Genomic DNA, 22,086 nt, shown 5'->3' on the forward strand with positions numbered 1-22,086 from the left:
TGAATTATCAGTATGATGTTTAAAGGAGCAGGTTAAAATGAGATAATGACCAGTGGGGAGTGAGTTTCATGGAACACGGAATAGTCAAAAGTTTCGATAAAGATAAAGGATTTGGATTTATTATTTTGGATGATGGCACAGAAGTTTTTGTCCATTATTCCGCTATTGAGGGCGAAGGGTTTAGAATCTTACATGAAGGCGACGAGGTAAATCTGCTGGTCGTTCAAGGAGCCAAAGGACTTCAAGCTGTTAAAGTGAGTCTGGTAAGTAATGAGCCCACAACTGAAGAGACTGAACAACCCGAAAACAAAGAAGAAAAGTAAATTTAAAATAAGTTAGAGGAATCATTCATGAAATTTGAAGAAAAAGTGGTAAAAAATGAACCGCGCTATAATGGTGCAATCATTGATGTCTATCAACAAACTGTGAAATTACCAAATGGAGATTTAGCTAATCGAGATGTAGTTTTACATCAAGATGCAATTGCAGTTTTAGCGATTACAGACGATCATAAAGCTATTTTTGAAAAACAGTGGCGAGCACCCATTAAGAAAACGACCATTGAAATTCCTGCTGGCAAGGTTGAAGATGGTGAATCCGATGAAACCACTGCAGTTAGGGAGCTTAATGAAGAAACACGGTATCAAGCGACTAAGCTCCAACGAATTGCCGGGTTTTATTCTACTCCCGGCTTTGCAAACGAATATATGACGCTTTATATGGCAACTGGTCTTAAACCAGTTACGACAAAATTACCGCAAGATGATGATGAAAACATTCAGTTAATGGAGCTTTCTTTATCGGAAGCGTTGGCTGGTGTTGCGGATGGCTCAATTGAAGATGCCAAAACTGTTCTAGCAATATTCTACTGGCAAACTCTAAATAAGTAGGTGAAAAACTGTGAAGAATGATGAACAACAGGATGGTCTGACTCGTGAAGATTATCAACGGCAAAAGCAGGCCGAAAATGAGCAGTTTGAGAAGCGAGATCGTAAACGCGTCCAAGTAGAACGTGATTACGCACGTACGCATGCTGAAGTGGAACCAGACGAGCAAGAGGAACCCACAGTTCGGAGCACGGCAGAACGAAAGAGTCGCAATTTAGGTAAAAAACTAAACTGGATTATTTTTGGTTTGATTGTGGCAATTATTGTCGTTTATTTAATATTATTTTTTGTGAAATGAGGATTTTAAAATGAAGTATGGCGTAATTTGTGCAATGGAAGAAGAGATCAAAAGTTTATATAGTGCATTGAGTGTGAGCAATGAAACCGAAATTAATGGCATTACATTTTATGAGGGAAAAATTCAAAAAACCGATGTCGTTTTAGTGCGTTCCGGAATTGGTAAAGTTGAGGCTGGAATCACAGCGGCCTTATTGGTCACAAACTTCAAAGTTGATGCATTGATTCATTCGGGCTCTGCTGGCGGCATTGGTGAAGGTTTATCCGTTGGTGACGTCGTAGTTTCAACACAAACACTCTATCATGATGTGGATGCTACGGCTTTTGGTTATAAACTTGGTCAGCTACCAGGACAACCGGCACGATTTGATGCAGATTCAAAATTAATTACTGAAATTTCTGAAGCTGGAAAGCAAACTGGCTTGACTATCAAAAAAGGCTTGATCGTAACTGGTGATCAATTTATTAGCAGTTCAGATAAAATTAAAACAATTATAAAAAACTTTCCTGATGCGCTTTGTTGTGAGATGGAGGGTTGTGCAATTGGCCAGGTCGCCCATCAATTTAAAGTACCTTTTGTCGTTATTCGAGCAATGTCCGATGTTGGTGATGAAAATGCCGGTGTATCCTTTGATGATTTCATCATTGATGCTGGAAAACGGTCGGCAAAGATGCTATTAGCCTTGTTTGAAAACTAAAGAATTTTGAATATAACGTAGGAGAATTAAAATGAAGCAAGTTTATTTTGATAATGCAGCAACTACTCCCATGGCTCCAGAAGTGGTTGAAAAGATTACGACAGAAATGAGCCAAGACTTTGGTAATGCCTCTAGTACCCATGGTTTTGGACGTAAGGCACGCATGGTATTAGATCAGAGTCGTCAAATTATTGCAGATAGTATTAACGCAAATGAAGATGAAATCATTTTTACCAGCGGTGGAACAGAAAGTGATAATACAGCGATCATGCAAACAGCAATTGCGCGTCGGCCACTGGGTAAACACATTATTACAACTGCAATTGAACATCCAGCAGTACTGAAACCTTTAGCTTACTTGGAGTCTATTGGGTACGATGTCACTTATTTACCAGTTGATAAACAAGGATTAATCAGTTTGACTGATTTAAAAACGGCTTTACGGGATGACACAATTTTGGTATCAATCATGACTGGAAATAATGAAGTTGGTAGTCACATGCCAATTCATGAAATTGGAGAGATCTTAAAAGATCATCAGGCCTGGTTTCATACGGATGCAGTTCAGGCCTATGGTTTGTTGGATATTGACGTGAAACGCGATCATATTGACTTGATGTCTACTTCGGCGCATAAATTAAATGGACCAAAGTTCTTAGGATTTTTGTACAAACGAGATGGCGTAAATTTCCCTAGCTTCTTAAAGGGTGGCGAACAAGAAGACAAACGACGCGCAGGAACAGAAAATGTACCTGGAATAGCTGGCTTTGCAAAGGCTGTTTCTTTGTTAACCCCAGATGTAAAATCACAGATGCAGACTAAGTATCAAGGATTTAAACAGCAAATTATTGATGGTTTAAAGAAGGCTGATATTGATTTTGAAGTGAATGGCACGTTAGATCCTAATAATTTGCAGCATGTTTTCAATCTTTGGATCAAGGGTGTTTCGACTTATGTGATGCAGACAAATCTTGATCTTAATGGGATTGCAGTTTCCGGAGGATCTGCTTGTACCGCAGGAAGTCTGGAACCTTCACATGTTCTAATTGCAATGTATGGTAAGGACTCACCCCGAATTGGTGAATCTATTCGAATTAGTTTTGGAAAATATAATACTAGTGAAGATGTTGATTATTTAGTTACTAATTTAATTCAAATTATTCAGCGGTTAAAGACTAAGGAGGCTGTAAAATAATGGCATTCACAACAGAAGTAAAAATTGATGGTGATTCAGATACGTATAAAATGAGTTCAGAAGTGAAAAAATACACTTTGAGAGACTTAGGTTTTATTGTTTCAAATGGTGGTAACTTTGTATTCGAGCGATCTTTAGATCCAACGTCACCATACAAGCAAGGAAACAAATTACGTATTATTTTTGCCAAAGATTTAAGTGGGTTTAAGATGTCTGTGACGACAGCTAACGGATTAAAACGGGTTAACATTTTTAATAAAGAAAATGATCAACCTTTAGTTGAACAATATCATTATATTTTAGACGATATGGTTGATCGCCAAGTATTCGTTAAAGCCTAAAAATTTATGTTAACCTTCAGCCATTACAATAAACTGAATGAAAGTCGCATTCTATGGAAAATATAGGGCGACTTTTTTATGTGTTCATTTATTAGAACAGCTCTGTAAACTAAGCCAGAATCCTTAGTAATTTTAGCTTAAACGGTTTACTTCGCTCACTTAGTTTTAAATACTTTTCTCATTTTACTTACTTTGCTATAATGGCAGTTACTGGATGTTGCGACCTTCAATCGTAGATTCTCCAGAATCTGATAGAAATGATGGTGATTTTGATGACAGACAATAGCAAAACTCGTGTCGTTGTCGGCATGAGTGGTGGTGTTGATTCATCAGTAGTAGCTTATTTGCTCAAGCAACAGGGCTACGATGTTGTCGGTGTATTCATGAAAAATTGGGATGACACCGATGAAAATGGTTTTTGTACTGCAACAGAGGATTACAAGGATGTCGCAAAAGTAGCGGCAAAAATTGGAATTCCTTACTATTCGGTCAATTTTGAAAAGGAATATTGGGATCGTGTATTCACGTATTTCTTGGATGAATATAAAAAGGGCCGAACTCCAAATCCAGATGTGATTTGTAATAATGAAATTAAATTCAAGGCATTCTTGGATTACGCCATTAGTTTAGGTGCTGATTATGTGGCAACTGGACATTACGCCAAATTGGAGCGTGATGCAGATGGCCATCAACACTTGTTACGGGCAGAGGATATGAATAAGGACCAGACTTATTTCTTGAATCAGCTTACCCACGATCAATTAGATCACGTGATGTTTCCATTGGGTGGAATGGTTAAAGCTAAGGTCCGTAAAATTGCTGAAAAAGCTGGCTTAGCAGTTGCTAATAAAAAAGACTCAGTTGGAATTTGCTTTATTGGTGAGAAAAACTTTAAAGAATTCTTAGGTAATTATTTACCTGCCAAGGCGGGTAAGATGATGACAGTTGACGGCGAAGTTAAGGGTGAGCACGCTGGCCTAATGTACTACACAATTGGGCAGCGTCGTGGTCTTGGTATCGGTGGCGGCAGTCAAAATAATGATCCTTGGTTTGTAATTGGTAAGGATTTAAAGAAAAATATTTTGTACGTGGGTCAAGGCTATCATAATGAGCATTTGTATGCAGATCAATTAGTTGCATCCGATTTACATTTTGTAAACGACATTGCGGATCGTGGTGACTCATTCCGTTGCACAGCTAAGTTTCGTTACCGTGCCATGGATGTGGACGTGACAGTTCACTTTAATGAGGATCGTACGAAGATGACAGTTGACTTTGATGATCCTGCACGTGCAATCACACCTGGCCAAGCCGTTGTTTTATATGATGGTGAGGAGTGCTTAGGTGGCGGTATTATTGATGCTGCTTACAGTAACGATCGTGTCCTTCAGTATATCTAAAAATAAATAATAACTGACTATTTACGTTTTGATTTTTAAAAATGTGAATAGTCCTTTTTGTTTACTTTTGAATTTTGCGTGCTAGACTGGCATAATAGTTTTAGCTAAAGATGAGAAGGAAGATTAATTTGACTAAATTATATTTTATTCGTCACGGAAAAACTGAATGGAACCAAGAAGGTCGTTATCAAGGCGCACGAGGTGATTCTCCACTTCTTAAGGAGAGTTATAAGGAAATTGATGAACTTGCACAGCATTTAAGTCTCACAGCCTTTCGGCACATTTACGTGAGTCCTGTTCGTCGTGCACGGGTCACGGGCAGTACATTACAACATGATTTAGACGAACTACAAGGACATCCCACACCCTTAACAATTGCAAGTCGACTAAGAGAATTTAATTTGGGAAAAATGGAAGGAATGAAGTTTACGGATGTTGCAAAAAAATATCCCCGTGAATTTGACGACTTTCGTAATCATCCTGATCACTATGACCCTCGAAGTATTCAGGGCGAATCGTTTCCCCAGCTGTTGCAGCGGATGAAACCAACGATTCATCGAATCACAGATATTTATCGCCAATCAACGGATAATATCTTGATTGTAAGTCACGGAGCTGCCTTAAATGCACTAGTAAATACTTTACTTGGTACCAGTTTGCAAGATTTACGCAAACGGGGCGGATTATCAAATACGAGCACAACAGTTTTAGAAACTTTGGATGCTGGTAATACTTTTTCATTAATCAAATGGAACGATACAAGTTACATTGCACGTAAAGCAGACCCAACAGATATGATTTGAGGGGAAATATGACTGAAAAAGATAATTTAAAACGAGAAGAAACCAAACAAAAGGCACAGGAAGCTGCCTCAAAGTTGGTAAAGGCGATCGATGAAGAACCAGATGATTTTCATCGTTATTACAATCTAGGGGTATTTTTAACGCAAGCAAATAGTTTTGAACAGGCCGAAGAATTATACATGAAGGCTTTAGGCCAGTTTAAAAAAGATAAACAGGCACAAAATACGCTTCATTATGGGTTAGGAAATGCATATTATGAGGCTGGTGAATTTAAAAAAGCACTGAAACAGTTTCAATGCGTTCAAGATTCATCCCTAAAAAGTGATGCTTATTTGATGATTGCACAAACTTATGTTGCCGAAGATGACTACAAAACTGCCTTAGCATTTGCATTGACAGCGCAGACGAAACATCAACAGGATCCGACGATTAACGGATTAATTGGTGAAATATTTTTAGCTTTAGGTGATTTTAAGCATGCCGCAGCATACTATGATCAGGCTCTTCAAGCAGATGAAAAAAATGGTAAATATCAATTTGAACGAGGGCTGATTGCGTTGGTCCAGGGTGAAGAAGAAACTGATTACTTTAAAAGAGCGAAAGATTTGGATCCAGTCTATTTCAAGAAGAGCCAACAACGACTTGAGGACATTGAAAAGTTTATTCAAACTCGTAATCAGGATTCAAAAAAGGAGAAGGAGAATAATTAATGCGAAACGAATCGCTCAATTTATTTGATGAAGACTCGCAAAATAGCGATTCAACTAAAACATCGCCGCAGTTCGTGGTTGGAAAGGTTTCTGCAATCTTTTTTGCCAGTCCCGATAGTTTTTATAAAGTATTACTGGTTAAAATTAGTGAAACTAATTTGGAGTGGCACGAAGATGAGATTGTCGTAACGGGAAGTTTTGGCGATGTCAAAGAAGAGCAAGCCTATCGTTTTGTTGGGACAACGGTGACCCATCCTAAATACGGGACACAATTTCAGGCAACTAATTATGAAAATGCGACGCCAACAACTAAAGAAGGACTTGTGGCATATTTGTCCGGTGAGGAATTCAAAGGTGTCGGTAAGAAAACGGCCGAAAAAATTGTGGCTTTGTTGGGTACTGATGCAATCGATAAAATTATTCAAGATGCCGATGTTTTAAAACCACTGAATTTAAAAAAAGACCTACAGGCTAATTTGATTTCCGTGTTAAAAGCAAATAATGGGATGGAGCAAATTATTATTGGATTGAATGGTTACGGATTTGGAAGCCAATTGGCAGCTAGTATCTATAATCATTATCGTGAAGAGACACTGGATGTGCTCCACAAAAACCCGTACCAATTAATTGAAGATATTGATGGTATTGGGTTCAAAAAGGCTGATCAAATTGCTGAGACACTTGGTATTGCGTTTGATGCACCAACAAGAATTGCGGGGGCCTTATTGACCTCCTTAAGTGATCTTAGTGCTTCTAATGGCGATACATATACGGATGCACGCTCACTTTTAAAAGCAACATTGGGATTATTGGAAAATAGCCGTAATCAAGCAATTGATCCTCAAAAGGTGGCCGATGAATTAGTTGTTTTAGGTAAAGATGGCAAGGTCGTTGGGGAAGAGGAGCGCATCTATCTACGAAAACTGTTTGAAGCAGAGTGGCAAATTGCCGAACATGTTAAACGCCTGCATGACGCAAAAGAGGCCCATACCTTTGAAGCCGGTGAAATTAATGGGGCCATAGATTTGGCACAAAAACAATTTCGAATTACGTATGACAGTTCACAAAGACAAGCTTTATTGAAAGCTATGCAATCAAAACTATTTCTTCTAACCGGTGGTCCTGGCACCGGCAAAACAACCATCATAAATGGAATTGTTAAAACTTTTGCAACGTTAAACGATTTCTCTTTAGATGTAAACGAATATCGTGATTCACCATTTCCTGTTTTACTTGCCGCTCCAACAGGACGGGCTGCCAAACGAATGAGTGAGGTTACGGGGTTACCGGCTAGTACAATTCATCGAATGTTGGGATTGACAGGACGAGAAACAAATCCAGACCAAGAAACTAAGGATTTGGAAGGAAGTCTGTTGATTGTTGATGAAATGTCGATGGTAGATACATTTTTGTTTAAGACGTTAATGCGGGCCATTCCTAATAGTATGAAAATTATTTTGGTGGGTGATAAGGATCAGTTACCATCCGTTGGTGCCGGTCAGGTTTTCAATGATTTATTAAAAAGTGAAGTTATTCCTAAAATTGAATTAACTAAAATTTATCGTCAGGATAATGAGTCTAGCATTGTACCTCTTGCTCATGCTATCAAAGAAGGACGTTTACCAGCCAATTTTTCTCAAAATCAAAAAGATCGTTCTTTTATTGCTTGTTCCACTAATCAGGTGGATAGTGTCATTTCACAGGTCGTTAAGAAAGCTGAACAAAAGGGATTTACTTCGCAAGATATTCAAGTTTTAGCACCGATGTATCGTGGAATAGCTGGGATTGACCGCCTTAATGAATCACTTCAAAAAATTTTAAACCCTAAAAAAAGTGAACGAACCAAGGAAGTTGAATTTCGTGGACAACATTTTCGAATCGGGGATAAAGTTTTACAGTTGGTTAATGTACCGGAAAATAACGTCTTTAATGGTGATTTGGGTATCGTTAAGGGAATTATTTTAGCAAAAGATAAAGATAATACGGATAAACAAGATAAATTAGTCATTGATTTCGATGAAACTGAAGTGACCTATGGACGTAAAGATTGGATCCAGATTACCCTTGCATACTGTACGTCGATTCATAAATCGCAGGGTAGTGAATTTAAGATGGTTATTTTACCTATGGTGCAACAATATTCGCGAATGTTACAGAGAAACTTGTTGTACACAGCAGTCTCCCGGGCGGAATCCTTATTAATTTTGTTAGGAGATAAAACGGCTTTTGAGAAATGTGTTGAAAATCTGGCAGTTAATCGCCAAACAACTTTAAAGCAAAGATTGTTGACGGTTTTTGATGGTAAGAAGCAACCGGACGTAAAAACTGAATCAAAAGGCGAAGAAACGGCTGTTACACCTAAAAATACAGCGAAAAAGCAGACGAAACCACCAGTTTTAGATAATGTTTTGACAATCAGTAAGGTTCAAAACCAAGAGATTGATCCGATGATTGGCATGGCCGATATTACCCCGCAAAGTTTTATGAAGGTTTAAGGGTATTGCGCTTTTTTGATGGGACTGCGATAATAGTATCGAGATAAATTTGAGAGTTTTTAATGGAGGATGTCATGACATTAAATAGTGCTAAGCAACGTATGAAACTTTTTGCGCTGAATTCAAACCAACCATTGGCTGAGAAAATTGCTCGTGAAGCTGGGGTTAAACTAGGTAAAGCAACCGTCAAACATTTTAGTGATGGTGAAATTCAGGTTAATATTGATGAGAGTATTCGTGGTGATGAAGTCTATGTCATTCAATCAATTTCTGATCCGGTAAACGATATGTTACTGGAGCTGATGATTATGGTTGATGCGCTTCGCCGTGCTAGTGCCAGTCAAATTAACGTGGTAATTCCTTACTATGGTTATTCTCGTCAGGATAGGAAGGCTCGTTCACGTGAGCCGATCACCGCCAAACTAATTGCGGATTTGTTAGAAATGGATAAAATTACGCGTGTGGTTACAATTGATTTACATGCTGCTCAAATTCAAGGATTCTTTGATGTTCCAGTTGATCATTTGGTAGCTGCACCGTTATTAGCAAGTTATTTTACCGATCATAAGATTACAGATAATTTAGTGGTGGTTTCACCAGACCATGCGGGTGTTTCACGAGCACGAACAATGGCAGAATTGTTGGGAACTCCAATTGCGATTATTGATAATCGTAACGTGGAATCTAGTGAATCACTTGATGAGATTCCAACAGAAATCATTGGTGAGGTAAAGGGAAAGACTTGTATTGTTGTGGATGACATGATCGACACTGGAACCCGAATTACCATTTCAGCAACAGCACTAAAAAATGCGGGTGCCACTCAGGTATATGGGTGTGCCACCCATGCTATTTTCTCCAAGAATGCACCAGAAATTCTTCAAAACTCTCAATTAGAGAAGGTAGTTGTCACCGATACGATTCGAATTGATGAAGAAAAACAGTTCGATAAACTGGTTCAAATGTCAGTTGGACCACTGGTAGGGAATGCAATTAAGATGATTCATAATAATGAACCATTGGAACCCCTTTTTAGAAGCTCAATTAAAGATTAATAAATTTAATAACCTGTTTAACAAGCATTTCTTAATGGTGTTCATCAAAACTGATGAATGTATTAAGGAATGCTTGTTTGTTATTAGAACGGTTTTATTATAGTTAATTTAATGCTATGTTAATATTAAACACTTGCTGGAGGGATGCTTTTTGGATCATATTATTAATTTTATGAAACGTGATGACGTTGAACTTTATACAACGCTGATAGTGATTATTTTAGTTTTGTTTTTACTAAAACCTTTTTTATCTTTAATCTTATTTGTGGTTATTTTTTCTTTTTTGGGTCATGTTGGAACCAGAAATTTGCGAAAAATTTTACCTTTAAATCAGCCTTTTGCAACGGTCATTTTGTATGTCTTAACAATTGGTCTGTTTGTGATGATTGTAGTGGTGGCCGCACCTTTATTAGTCGATCAGTTTAGTGGTTTACCAAAATTAATTGAAACAACAATCGACAAACATCCAGTGTTTGATAAACAAGCATACACATGGGCACAAAAAGCGATTCACAATTCTTCAATTTTAAAACATAGTTCTGATTTAGCAGTTACCGGTTTAGTTAAATTAGGTCATGTGGGACGAGGCGTAGAGCACGTCTTAATGGCGGTCTTTTTGAGCTTTATTTTTAATTTAACCTATACACATTTACGAAATTTTGGTCACGCATTTTTGCACAGCCGCTATAATCGGTTGTTTATCAACATATATACGTTAGCATCTAAGTTTATTTCGATTCTTGGCACAGTGATTGAAACGCAATTAATTATTTGCTCTATCAACACAATTTTAATGACCATCGGCTTGTGGATTATTGGGATGCCAAGTTTACTTGTGTTGGCTTTAATTGTTTTTGTATTGGGCTTAATTCCGGTTGCTGGGGTGCTAATTTCCTTGATTCCATTAGCGGTGATTGGTTTTTCAGTAAATGGTTTGATAACCGTATTGGAAGTTTTGATTTTAGTTGTCCTTGTTCATGTTTTCGAATCGTATTTTTTGCATCCGCGTTTGATGGCCAACGCAACAGCTTTACCAATTTTTGTCACTTTTATTACTTTAATCGTTAGTGACGAACTATTAGGTACATGGGGATTGATTGTTGGAATTCCAATTGTGGCCTTCTTTATTGATGTCTTGGGTGTGAATATTCGTAAACAACGACCAAAAAACATAAAACAGAGTATCCATTCTGAAATTGATAATTAAAGTTAAATCATAAAACAGTCAATTAAATCGCTAATTATCTAAATAAATTAATAATTTGACCGAAAAATGACCTTTTTTGATTGACTTTGAACGAAAATGGTGCTATATTACTATATGCAGGTGAAATGAAAGTGCTTACAGAAGAAAGGCAACAAAAAATTATTCGACAACTTAATGAAAATGGCATTGTTAAATTACAGGATTTAGTTGAGACTTTGAACTGCTCAATTTCAACGGTACGGCGTGATTTGCAAGAATTAGAAGATCATGGCAAGTTGGTTCGTGTGCATGGCGGTGCAAAACAAATAACGACCTTGCAAAGCGAGCCAGGTGTTTTGGAAAAATCTTCCAAAAACGTTCAAGGCAAACAAAAAATTGCGCAGTTAGCAGTACAACAAATTAAGGCTGATGAAATTATCTATTTGGATGCCGGTACCTCAACTGAAGCCATGATTCCGTTTATGACGGGTTTGGATTCGATTTTAGTGGTGACTAACGGTGTTCAATTGGCTTCAAAACTTGCGGACATTAATATTAAAACGTATTTAGTTGGTGGTGAGCTAAAAAATACGACCAAGGCGATTATTGGGGCCGATGTCGTTGAAACCATTAATAATTTCCGTTTTAATCGTGCGTTTATTGGTGTTAATGGTGTTCACCGCAAATTTGGCTTTACAACTCCAGATCCCAATGAAGCGGCGGTAAAACGGGCCGTTCTAAAGCAGAGCGAGCTAAGCTATTTTCTGGCAGATACCAGTAAATTAAATGAGGTTTCGTTTGCGAAAATTGCAGCTTTAAATGCAGGCGTCTTACTTACTGATGAGCACAATCATGAAACTTTACAACAATTTGAACAAGCAAAAAAAGTAATGGAGGCAAAAAGATGATTTATACAGTAACGTTGAATCCTTCAATTGACTATGTGATTCAATTACCTAAATTAAATTTGGGCGAAGTCAATCGCTTAGAAAAAAGCTACAAGTTTCCAGGTGGTAAGGGGATTAACGTGTCACGGATTTTACGAGAACTTGGCTATGCTAACCAAGCCTGGGGATTTTTGGGCGGTTTTACCGGCGAATTTGTAAACGCGCAACTTCAGCAGTTACATTTAAATGCTAATTTTACCAAAATTGCAGACGATACGCGTATTAATGTCAAGTTAAAGGCAGATCAAGAAACAGAGCTAAATGCTGCTGGTCCTGAAATTACGGCAACGGAAAAACAAACCTTTATTGCGCAGTTTGATAATTTAAATAAAAATGATGTGGTCATTTTTTCTGGTAGTGTATCAAGCAGTTTGCCCGAAACTTTTTATTTCGATTTGATTCAAAAAGTTAAGGCACAACATGCTGAATATGCCGTTGATACAACGGGTGAGGCGCTAAAAAGGACTTTACCAACTCATCCGGTGGTTGTTAAACCCAATAATCATGAATTGGCAGACTTATTTGGCGTTAAACTTGCTAATTTGGATGAGATTAAGCACTATGGTCTCAAGTTAATCGAAATGGGTGCTCAAAATGTGATGATTTCGATGGCCGGGGATGGTGGTATGTTAGTGACCAAAGATCATTGTTATCGGAGTGCAGCCCCTAAAGGAACGGTTCAAAATTCAGTTGGGGCCGGTGATTCAATGTTGGCAGGATTTACGGGCACGTTTGATGCCACACATGATCCGGTAGAGAGCTTTCGTTACGGATTAGCTTGTGGTAGTGCAACTGCATTTTCAGCAGATATTGCTACGAAAGCTAAAATTGATGAACTATTACCACAAATTAACATAGAAGAATTTTAGGAGGCGAAAGATACATGGATATTCGTGAACTTTTACTCAAAGATGTCATGATTATGAATCTGAAAGCTAAATCAAAAGATGAAGTTATCGATGAAATGGTTCATAAGTATTTTGAACAGGGTGTGATTGACGATGAAAAACTGTACAAAGCAGACATCGTTAAACGTGAGCAAGAATCTACGACCGGAATTGGCGACGGCATTGCAATGCCACATGCCAAAGATAAGGCTGTTAAACGAGCAACGGTTCTTTTTGCTAAGAGTGAAACTGGTGTTGACTTTGATGCTTTGGATGGTCAGCCAGTTCAGTTATTCTTTATGATTGCCGCTCCAGAGGGTGCTAATAATACTCATCTGCAAGCACTGGCCTCACTATCAAGTTTGTTGATTAATCCAGACTTAGTCGCAAAACTAAAACAGGCACAAACACCAGATGAGGTTCAACAATTATTTGCCGATGCACAATCTGTAAAAGAGGCTCAGGATAAAGCAGATGCTCAAGAAAATACGACTAACGAGACTGCACAGAAAAATAGCAAACGACCATACATCGTGGCAGTTTCCGCTTGTCCTAATGGGATTGCCCATACTTATATGGCAGAGGCAGCTTTACAAAAGTCTGCCAAGGAAAAGAATATTGAGATTAAAGTTGAGACTAATGGTTCAGAAGGAGTTAAACATCGACTAACTGCTGAGGATATTGCCCGTGCCGATGGGGTAGTCATTACAGCGGATAAAAAAGTAGAAATGGCTCGTTTCAATGGTAAAAAGCTTTTGAATAGACCAGTAATTGATGGCATTAACAAATCTGATGAACTATTGGACCAAATTGAAGCTGGGGATGCACCAGTTTATCACGCCGCTGAAGGCGACCAGGTGACTGATTCCGAAGACGGCCAAAAAGGTGGTCTTTGGAACGAAATCTATAAAGATTTAATGAATGGTGTTTCCCACATGTTACCATTCGTTGTGGGTGGCGGAATTATTATGGCGTTCTCGTTTATTCTGGAGCGTTATGTGGGTTCGCAAAGCATGTATTTCTTGTTCTTTAATCATTTAGGTAATTGGGCATTCGCCTTTTTGGTTCCAATTTTAGCAGGTTACATTGCGGAGTCGATTGGTGATTTGCCTGCTCTAATGCCTGGTGTTGTTGGTGGCTTCATGGCCAATACGGCGGCTGCTAATATTATGAAAACGACTAGTGTCTCTGGGTTTATTGGTGGTTTACTAGCTGGATTCTTAGCCGGAATTGTGATTAACTGGCTGAAAAAAGTGTTTAAAGGTGTTCCAAGAAATTTGGAAGGCTTGAAACCGATGCTAATCTATCCAATTTTGAGTTTATTAATTGTTGGTGTTTCAATGTTCTTCATCATTAATCCAATTTTTGCTGCTGTGAATGCATGGGTAATACATGTCTTGAACGGTATGGGAACTGGAAATGCTGTTTTACTAGGAACCATTTTGGCCGGTATGATGGCACTTGATATGGGAGGCCCATTCAACAAGGCTGCCTATACATTTGCGATTGCTGCTTATACCTCAACTGGTGATGGTAAATTGATGGCTGCCGTAATGGTTGGTGGGATGATTCCACCACTAGCGACTGCGATTGCGACCACAGTTTGGCCAAAGAAATTTACTGAACAAGAGCGACAAGCAGGAATTTCTAATTGGGTTTTGGGAATTTCGTTCATTACTGAAGGGGCAATTCCATTTGCAACAGCTGATCCACTGCATGTAATTGTTTCTAGTGTCATTGGTTCTGCAATTGGTGGTGGCTTAACTCAGTTATGGCGGGTAAGTGTTCCTGCCCCACATGGTGGTCTCTGGGTACTACCTCTAGCATCAAATGGATTGTTTTATTTCTTAGCAGTTGTTGTGGGTGCAATTATAGCTGGTGTTATATTAGGAATTTGGCGACCAACGAAAGTACAGACAACAAAATAAATTTATTTTTAAAAAGAACCAAGCCAAAAAAGCTTGGTTCTTTTTTTGAAAGTAGGAAGAGAAAACGGAATCATTTGTATGCTTTTTACTGTATTAATTATTGTATGGATGAATATTTATACATTTGTAATGTGACTAGTGAACAGACTTTTTAGTCCTTATGTTACACAACGTTTTCACAAATGGCTATTCCTGTAACACGTTTGTAACAGTAGCTAAAACAGGCGTTCGCTTTAGTAATTAAGCAAAAAAAAGTTTAAGGATTTTTTAAGGAAAGCGAATTCCTTAACAACTTAAGTAGCAAGCTTTCACAGTGTTTTCTAAAATACACTCAAAAAATATGTGCATAAATAGGCTATTTTTTTCAAAAAATTCGTGCTACAATACACCTAGTAATTTTAATAGGATCATACCAAATGTTTAAAAATGATTATTTATAGCTTTAGAAATTGAATTCAAGGAGTGGGGTATATGATTAAATCACACAGTAATTCTAAAACAGCAAAAGTTGTACTTGCAGGTGTTGCTGGTGCAGCAGGTTTGTTTGTTGCTGGGGCTACACAAAGTGTTAATGCTGATTCTGTAAATGTTGGTAAAAACGATACAGTTTGGGGAATTTCACAAAAATATAATGTCTCAATTAAAAGTATTGAAACATTAAATAAAATTAATCAAAAATCACATTTGATTTTTGTTGGTCAAAAAGTTGAAATCCCTGGTACTACCAAGGCAACTAAGTCAGACTCACAAAAATACATAAAAGTTACCGTTAAATCCGGTGATAGCCTCTGGTTAATTGCTCAAGAAAAAGGAACTTCAGTTGCTGCTCTTAAGGAAGCAAATGGCCTTAATGGCAATTTGATTTTGGTTGGACAAGTTTTGAAAGCTCCTGCTTCAGATAGTAGTTCTGCCAAAACCAGTTCAGATGCTACTGTTCAGTATAAGGGTGCTAGTTCAGCTGCTCAAAGTTCAGCTGCGTCAACGACAACGCCAAGTTCCGCAAGTTCATCAACGAGTTCTAATACAGCTGCAGTTGCCTCAACAAGTTCAAGCAGTGCAACAACTGCTTCAGATAGTACCGTAGCAGGTTCTACGTCTTCTGAGAGCTCAAGTGTTGCTGTAAGTAGTGCAGCTTCTTCAGAAAGCAACTCGGAAACAACTTCTGCAAGTAGCACAGTAAGTGCAAGCTCTACAAGCAGCAGGCAAGCATCTTCATCAGCTGTTTCTAGTGTGGCTTCTGAGAGTTCAAGTTCTGCATCTAGTGCTACACCTAAATCAAGTGCAGCAGTAACTGTTACGACAGCTTATTCAACAAAATCTACCCAGGCTAGTTCGGTTGCACAGTCGTCAAGTGCTCCTAAATCAGTTGCTTCTGTAGCTTCATCAAGTTCTAAGACAACTGCAAGTAGCGCTTCAACAAGTAAGACAACTTCAACCACAACCAGTTCTACATTAACTTCAGGTTCAGTAGTGAGTCTTGCAGTTAAATTGGCTAATGCTAACATTCCATATGTATGGGGTGGCGAGAGTTTGAGTAGAATGGATTGTTCTGGTTTAGTTGCTTATGTTTATGAGCATTCTGAAGGAATTTCATTACCACATAACACTGTAGCTCAAGAAGGCTATGTCACAACTAAATCTGTTTCAGCTGCCAAACCTGGAGATATTTTATTCTGGGGCTCAAAGGGTGCAACTTATCATGATGCCATTTACATTGGTAACAACCAATATGTAGCTGCTCCACAACCTGGTCAAAATGTTGATATTGAAACTATCAGTAGTTACTTTGCACCAAGCTTTGCAGGTACAGTTAAATAATTAAAAAGCACGAGGATCTGACAGTTAATTGTCGGATCCTTTTTTATACCAAAAAAATCAGGAAGTTAATTTAGCATTTGCCAAATTAATTTCCTGATTTCGTTTTGTGTAAATTAGATTTAAAACTTGGTCAACTTGTAGTTAACGCTTTGTTGTTCGTACTCCAGGGATTTACCCTCAAGTGGTTCTACAAATTCAATATTGTAATCGGTGTTGTCTTCAACTAACTGGATAGCATCTTCTTTGGTAGGTGCTTCGAGATAAATTGATTCGGTTGTTTCCCGTTTAGGGGTGGATTCTGCAGCTGTTTGGAATAAAACTTTAAAAATCATAATTTGTGCTCCTTTTAAGAAAATTTAAGATTTTATAGACCTGTCTGAAAAGGCAAGCGACTCTAATGACTAACAAGACTATTCTAGCATACCAGTTGCTTGAAGTATAGAATCGAAACGCTATAAACCACGGAGTACGTTGAATTTATGCTAAAATGAAAGTAACAAATAAAGGAGCCAGACTATGATCATCCTATATGTTTTGATTATTCTTATCGTAATTGTTTTAGTGGGAAGCTACGCGATTCGACGGCGAAAACGAAAGCGAGCTTTATTAGTGGTCCAATCGGCTAGTCGTCATGATGTAACCCTGGCGATGGCAAAAGTATCAGATGCCTTAAAAAAACAGAAAGTGATTTTGACAGGACAAACCGATACAACGCCAAAATTAGTTTCAGATATTTGGGGACGTGGTGTTTTGGCGTTTGAATTTTCGTTTGGCAAAACAGATTTACAAAAAAATGAATTAGAATCACTTCGACACTGGATTAATGAAGTAGTAAAAAAGTATGCTAAAGATAACAACATTCAAAGCAGGTTCGAGTATCCAGTATTTTGTGTGACAGATATCTGGTTGTACCACGAGGAATTACATGTGGATGTGGCAAATGTGATCAATGAACCAACCAGAGAATATATTGAAGATCTTCATAAAGTAGAGTAAAAAAGAGACTTGAAAAACTCACAATTTTTCAAATCTCTTTTTTTCTAACCGATAATTACAGCATCATCTGCAATTTTTAGGGGTTCTTTTTTATTAATATGATCATAAAAAAGAGTACCCTTTAAATGATCGATTTCATGTTGGCAAACAATTGCTGGATAGTCCTTTAGGCGAATCTTTTTGTTCTCACCATCTACGGTTTGATATTTGATCGTGATGCGATCATGGCGAGGAACATAACCAGGAATGTCTTTATCAACAGAGAGACAGCCTTCACCCTCTTCAAGAGCCGCAACTTGTACTGATTCACTTACAATCACTGGATTGACAAGTATTTCTTTAAAAAGTACGGGTTTGTCTTTACCGCCAGGAACTAAAACAGCAGCCATTTGCAGTGAAACGCCAACCTGTGGGGCAGCTAAACCAACACCTGCCCGTAGCTTATATTTCTCAGCAATTTCTGGATCTTGGCTTTTAACCAAATATTCCATCATTCTATCCGCCAATTTTTTTTGCTCTGCTGTTAAGGGAAAAGTGGCCTTTGCGGCTCGTTTTCTTAAAACAGGATCACCATCACGGGTGATGTCATTCATTTTAATCACTTTCAAAACCTCCAAATGTTTCTTCAAAATTATTTTACCATACTTAGAAATAATAAAACCGAGTAAGAACATTTTTAAAACGAGTTTGAAAGAGGTAGAATGTATATAACTGAAATTATGGAAGGAATACTGTGATGAGCGAAAATTACGCGTATCCATTAGAAGCAGAGTGGCAGATAGAGGAAATTACAACGGTGGTTGCCTTTTATACTGCAGTAGAAACGGCTTATCTAAACGGGATAGATCGTCAGTTGTTTTTGAATCAATATCATGATTTTAAACAAATTGTGAAAAGTAAGGCTGAAGAAAAACAATTAACAAAAAAATTTTTACAAGTTTCAGGCTTTGACATGTATGTGGCTGTGAAAGCTGCACAAACTTCAGATCGTAAAAGAATTGGACCGTTGAGTAAATAGGTGAATTATGAATATTATAGAAAATTTGTGGCAGACTGACCATATCATTCGTGATTGGCTAAAAGAAGTTCGAGAAGATATTTTAAGCGAGTTACATGATCCTCTGGCAGTTGCTGAAAAAACAAGTCGAAAAGACTTAGTTACCAATGTTGATAAAGCTAATGAAAAAAAGATAATTAAGGCTATTCGTAGTTTTGATTCGCAGGCTAAGATTTTGGGTGAAGAGGGCCAAGGTGATCAGGTAACGTCTATGCAAGGACACGTGTGGATTATTGATCCTTTAGACGGAACGCTTAATTTTGTTAAACAGCGTGATAACTTTGCCGTCATGATTGCCTTATATATTGATGGTAAAGGCATTCTTGGATACATTATGGATGTGATGCGTAACCGGATTTATGGTGGTGGCCCAAGTTTAGGCGTTTTTACTCAGGATAATGAGTTAACTAAACCTACCAACCTTCATTTGAGGGACGGATTACTGGGTGTTAGTGGACCAATGCTAATTCATGATAAGTATCATTTACAGGCGATTGATGAAGCAAGTTCCGGAGTTCGTATTATTGGTAGTGCAGGAATTGAATTTATTCAGGTACTAACAGGAAAGCAAAACGGTTACATTTCCCATTTGATGCCTTGGGATTTTGCTGCAGGGAAAATTTTGGCAGAAACCCTTGATCTTTCGGTAACAAAGGTTGACGGAACACCGGTTGATATGCTATCATCAAATGATGTATTAGTATCGACTAAAGATACACAAAAGGATATATTAAATATGATTAGGTAGTCTGACTGTGACAAACTAGTTGCAGTTTTTTTATGGAGATGCCCAGGAAAAGGAGAAACACTTTTGAAACGACGAGATGATATTCGAAACATCGCAATTATTGCCCATGTTGACCACGGTAAGACAACTTTGGTGAACGAAATGCTAAAGCAATCAGATACATTGGATGAACATACCCATATTGAGGATCGGGCCATGGACACTAATGCGATCGAACGTGAGCGAGGCATTACGATTCTTTCTAAGAATACAGCCGTTCGCTATGGCGACAAACAAATTAATATTCTGGACACTCCAGGACATGCGGACTTCGGTGGTGAAGTTGAACGAATCATGCGCATGGTTGATGGTGTCTTATTAGTTGTTGATGCTTTTGAAGGAACAATGCCACAAACACGGTTTGTACTTAAAAAAGCTTTAGAGCAACACTTAACACCAATTGTAGTTATTAATAAAATTGATCGCCCAGGCGCTCGTCCAGAAGAAGTTGTGGATGAAGTGTTAGATCTCTTTATTGAACTGGGTGCAGATGAGGATCAATTGGACTTCCCAATTGTTTATGCAAGTGCTTTAAATGGTACTTCTAGTTATTCTAGTGATCCTGATGATCAAAAACACACTATGAAGCCATTGTTTGATACAATTATCAAAACAATTCCAGCACCAATTGATAACAGTGATGAACCTTTACAATTTCAAGTTGCCATGTTGGATTATAACGACTTTGTTGGCCGTGTTGGAATTGGTCGTATTTTCCGAGGCAAAATCAAGGTTGGCGACAATGTTTCGGTTTTGAAGCTTGATGGTAAGGTCAAGAACTTCCGAGTAACGAAGCTATTTGGTTTCTTTGGCTTAAAGCGTTTGGAAATTAACGAAGCAAAAGCTGGTGATTTAATCGCCGTTTCCGGAATGGAAGACATTTTCGTTGGGGAAACTGTTACCGATCCAGATCATCAAGAAGCTTTGCCTTTACTTCGAATTGATGAACCAACATTACAGATGACGTTCAGAACTAATGACTCACCATTTGCGGGCCGTGAAGGTAAATTTGTTACTTCACGTCAATTGGAACAACGTTTGAAATTGGAATTGCACACCGACGTTTCGCTTCGTGTTGAAGACACAGATGATCCAGGTGCATGGATTGTTTCTGGCCGTGGTGAATTGCATTTGTCAATTTTGATTGAAACTTTACGTCGTGAAGGTTATGAATTACAAGCTTCACGTCCAGAAGTTATATATAAGGAAATTGATGGCAAACTTTGTGAACCATTTGAATCTGTTCAGATTGATACACCAGATGAGTATACTGGTTCAATCATTGACAGTTTGTCTCAACGTAAGGGCGAAATGCAAAACATGGAGACCACAGATAATGGTCAGACTCGTTTAACATTCTTGGCTCCTACTCGTGGCTTGATTGGGTATTCAACTGGCTTCTTGTCAATGACTCGTGGCTACGGAATTATGAATCATACCTTCTCAAAATATTTGCCAGTTATTAAAAACTGGAACCCTGGTCGTCGTAACGGAACCTTAGTTTCAATTAACTCAGGTAAAGCTACAACATATGCAATCATGGGAATTGAAAGCCGAGGCACAATTTTTGTTGACCCTGGTACAGAAGTATATGAAGGCATGGTTGTTGGTCAAAATAATCGTGAAAATGATATTTCGGTTAATATCACACGTGGTAAGAACCAGACAAACGTTCGTGCCGCTGGATCAGATGATATGGCCAAGATCAAGACGCCAACTCATTTAACTCTTGAAGAATCATTGGAGTTCATCAATGAAGATGAGTATTGTGAAATCACACCAGATCACATTCGCCTTCGTAAACAAATTTTGAATACGAACGAACGTGAAAAAGATGCTAAACGTCGTAAGACTGCTTCAAAAAAATAAATAATTGATGTTTAAAAAGGAAACTCGAAATTTGAGTTTCCTTTTTTTTGACCCAATATAATTTAAATAATAATTTATGGCTATTACTAAACCAGAAATGAAAAAATTCCTTCAAAATAATCGAAAAGCCTATATAATTCTACATAATTATCGTATTTATGAATACTTTTTTGATTTTTCTAATGATTTTATTAGTGTAAAGGGTTACAATACACGATATATAGGAGAATGGTTTTGATGTAAATATAAGATAGGAGTTGGGTAGATTGAATTATGGAAAACAGAGTTTCAAAGAAGGAAAAAAGAGGCAATGTTTGAACAATCAAAAGAACATTTTAAGATGTACAAAGTTGCTAAAACATGGGTATTCGCGGGAATCACAGTTCTCTTTTTTAGCTCCAGTTTGTATTTTGTAAACCCAGAAGTAAAAGCTGATGATTCGACGACTGTTTCATCAGTTGCTGTGAAATCGAGTAGTCAATCTATAACAAGCAAGTCAACCGTAAGTTCAGTTAATAGTAGCTCACAAAATGTGGTGAATGGGAGTAGTACAGAAACAAGTAATGTCACCAGTGAAACGACAAACGCTATTGTTTCTTCTACTGAATCGAACTCAGGTTCAAATGCAAAACAAAGTCTTGCAACGTCAAGCAGTGTAGCAAGATCGAGTTCAAGCTCAACTGCCTCAAGTGAGGTTGTTTCAGGTAATGTAGATGAATAAAATGAGGTT

At 37.9% G+C, this 22,086-nt stretch carries 23 protein-coding genes; 21 read left to right on the top strand and 2 right to left on the bottom strand.

Annotated elements, in window-relative coordinates:
• Window positions 1-68: 68 nt before the first annotated feature.
• The 16 genes from AB3219_RS07740 to AB3219_RS07815 all read left to right on the top strand — a co-directional run bounded on the left by AB3219_RS07740 (window position 69) and on the right by AB3219_RS07815 (window position 16,647).
• Window positions 69-323 (top strand): cold-shock protein, encoded by a 255-nt coding sequence (locus AB3219_RS07740; protein WP_057806891.1) that lies wholly within the window; start codon window positions 69-71, stop codon window positions 321-323.
• 27 nt (window positions 324-350) lie between these two features.
• A complete protein-coding gene (locus AB3219_RS07745; protein WP_057806889.1) occupies window positions 351-890 on the top strand; it encodes an NUDIX hydrolase in 540 nt (179 codons plus the stop codon).
• A 10-nt stretch (window positions 891-900) separates the two neighbouring features.
• Window positions 901-1,185: a hypothetical protein gene (locus tag AB3219_RS07750; RefSeq protein ID WP_263773374.1), complete on the top strand. Its 285-nt coding sequence runs from the start codon at window positions 901-903 to the stop codon at window positions 1,183-1,185.
• 10 nt (window positions 1,186-1,195) lie between these two features.
• Window positions 1,196-1,882 (top strand): 5'-methylthioadenosine/adenosylhomocysteine nucleosidase, encoded by a 687-nt coding sequence (locus AB3219_RS07755; protein ID WP_216753954.1) that lies wholly within the window; start codon window positions 1,196-1,198, stop codon window positions 1,880-1,882.
• Window positions 1,883-1,913: 31 nt separating this feature from the next.
• The gene (locus AB3219_RS07760; RefSeq protein ID WP_263773375.1) at window positions 1,914-3,077 is read left to right on the top strand and encodes a cysteine desulfurase family protein; all 1,164 of its coding nucleotides are present in this window, start codon (window positions 1,914-1,916) and stop codon (window positions 3,075-3,077) included.
• Window positions 3,077-3,418, top strand: a complete 342-nt coding sequence (locus AB3219_RS07765; protein ID WP_057806881.1) for a DUF1831 domain-containing protein — start codon at window positions 3,077-3,079, stop codon at window positions 3,416-3,418. The genes AB3219_RS07760 and AB3219_RS07765 overlap by 1 nt, the downstream gene beginning before the upstream one ends.
• A 272-nt stretch (window positions 3,419-3,690) precedes the next feature.
• Window positions 3,691-4,818 (top strand): tRNA 2-thiouridine(34) synthase MnmA, encoded by a 1,128-nt coding sequence (mnmA, locus tag AB3219_RS07770; RefSeq protein ID WP_057806880.1) that lies wholly within the window; start codon window positions 3,691-3,693, stop codon window positions 4,816-4,818.
• 128 nt (window positions 4,819-4,946) lie between these two features.
• On the top strand, window positions 4,947-5,621 hold the full coding sequence (locus AB3219_RS07775; protein WP_216763108.1) for a histidine phosphatase family protein: 675 nt from the start codon (window positions 4,947-4,949) through the stop codon (window positions 5,619-5,621).
• 8 nt (window positions 5,622-5,629) lie between these two features.
• Window positions 5,630-6,331, top strand: coding sequence for a lipopolysaccharide assembly protein LapB (locus AB3219_RS07780; RefSeq protein ID WP_216753951.1), 702 nt, complete (start codon window positions 5,630-5,632; stop codon window positions 6,329-6,331).
• Complete coding sequence (locus tag AB3219_RS07785) at window positions 6,331-8,826, top strand: ATP-dependent RecD-like DNA helicase (RefSeq protein ID WP_260365117.1); 2,496 nt, start codon at window positions 6,331-6,333, stop codon at window positions 8,824-8,826. The genes AB3219_RS07780 and AB3219_RS07785 overlap by 1 nt, the downstream gene beginning before the upstream one ends.
• Before the next feature lie 74 nt (window positions 8,827-8,900).
• The gene (locus AB3219_RS07790; protein WP_263807434.1) at window positions 8,901-9,881 is read left to right on the top strand and encodes a ribose-phosphate diphosphokinase; all 981 of its coding nucleotides are present in this window, start codon (window positions 8,901-8,903) and stop codon (window positions 9,879-9,881) included.
• A 151-nt stretch (window positions 9,882-10,032) separates the two neighbouring features.
• Window positions 10,033-11,088 carry an AI-2E family transporter gene (locus AB3219_RS07795; protein WP_216753949.1) on the top strand — a complete coding sequence of 352 codons (1,056 nt, stop codon included), beginning with the start codon at window positions 10,033-10,035 and terminating at the stop codon, window positions 11,086-11,088.
• Between the two features lie 125 nt (window positions 11,089-11,213).
• Complete coding sequence (locus tag AB3219_RS07800; RefSeq protein WP_082623542.1) at window positions 11,214-11,975, top strand: DeoR/GlpR family DNA-binding transcription regulator; 762 nt, start codon at window positions 11,214-11,216, stop codon at window positions 11,973-11,975.
• Entirely contained in the window at window positions 11,972-12,883 is a 912-nt protein-coding gene (gene pfkB / locus AB3219_RS07805) for a 1-phosphofructokinase (protein WP_367369389.1), read from the top strand. Before AB3219_RS07800 ends, pfkB begins: the two co-directional genes overlap by 4 nt.
• 14 nt (window positions 12,884-12,897) lie before the next feature.
• Window positions 12,898-14,829 (top strand): fructose-specific PTS transporter subunit EIIC, encoded by a 1,932-nt coding sequence (locus AB3219_RS07810; protein WP_260365120.1) that lies wholly within the window; start codon window positions 12,898-12,900, stop codon window positions 14,827-14,829.
• Between the two features lie 471 nt (window positions 14,830-15,300).
• Complete coding sequence (locus AB3219_RS07815) at window positions 15,301-16,647, top strand: peptidoglycan endopeptidase (protein ID WP_260365121.1); 1,347 nt, start codon at window positions 15,301-15,303, stop codon at window positions 16,645-16,647.
• 119 nt (window positions 16,648-16,766) lie between these two features.
• On the opposite strand, the gene AB3219_RS07820 is transcribed toward AB3219_RS07815, so the two are convergent.
• The gene (locus AB3219_RS07820) at window positions 16,767-16,979 is read right to left on the bottom strand and encodes a DNA-directed RNA polymerase subunit epsilon (protein ID WP_057808010.1); all 213 of its coding nucleotides are present in this window, start codon (window positions 16,977-16,979) and stop codon (window positions 16,767-16,769) included.
• Window positions 16,980-17,163: 184 nt separating this feature from the next.
• Between AB3219_RS07820 and AB3219_RS07825 the strand changes: the two genes are divergently transcribed.
• Entirely contained in the window at window positions 17,164-17,643 is a 480-nt protein-coding gene (locus AB3219_RS07825; RefSeq protein WP_216754666.1) for a hypothetical protein, read from the top strand.
• 44 nt (window positions 17,644-17,687) lie between these two features.
• Here the strand turns inward: AB3219_RS07825 and def are convergent, their stop codons facing one another.
• Window positions 17,688-18,245, bottom strand: a complete 558-nt coding sequence (gene def / locus AB3219_RS07830; protein WP_216754667.1) for a peptide deformylase — start codon at window positions 18,243-18,245, stop codon at window positions 17,688-17,690.
• A 134-nt stretch (window positions 18,246-18,379) separates the two neighbouring features.
• On the opposite strand from def, the gene AB3219_RS07835 reads away from it, so the two are divergent.
• From AB3219_RS07835 to AB3219_RS07850, 4 genes are all read left to right on the top strand, one after another.
• Window positions 18,380-18,661, top strand: a complete 282-nt coding sequence (locus AB3219_RS07835; protein ID WP_057808014.1) for a UPF0223 family protein — start codon at window positions 18,380-18,382, stop codon at window positions 18,659-18,661.
• A 7-nt stretch (window positions 18,662-18,668) separates the two neighbouring features.
• Window positions 18,669-19,448: an inositol monophosphatase family protein gene (locus AB3219_RS07840; RefSeq protein WP_216754668.1), complete on the top strand. Its 780-nt coding sequence runs from the start codon at window positions 18,669-18,671 to the stop codon at window positions 19,446-19,448.
• Between the two features lie 63 nt (window positions 19,449-19,511).
• Window positions 19,512-21,356, top strand: a complete 1,845-nt coding sequence (gene typA, locus AB3219_RS07845; protein ID WP_057808017.1) for a translational GTPase TypA — start codon at window positions 19,512-19,514, stop codon at window positions 21,354-21,356.
• A 310-nt stretch (window positions 21,357-21,666) separates the two neighbouring features.
• A complete protein-coding gene (locus AB3219_RS07850; RefSeq protein ID WP_260365123.1) occupies window positions 21,667-22,077 on the top strand; it encodes a KxYKxGKxW signal peptide domain-containing protein in 411 nt (136 codons plus the stop codon).
• Window positions 22,078-22,086 lie beyond the last annotated feature (9 nt).

Origin of the sequence: Pediococcus ethanolidurans (assembly GCF_964062635.1) — a bacterium.
Lineage (GTDB): Bacteria > Bacillota > Bacilli > Lactobacillales > Lactobacillaceae > Pediococcus > Pediococcus ethanolidurans.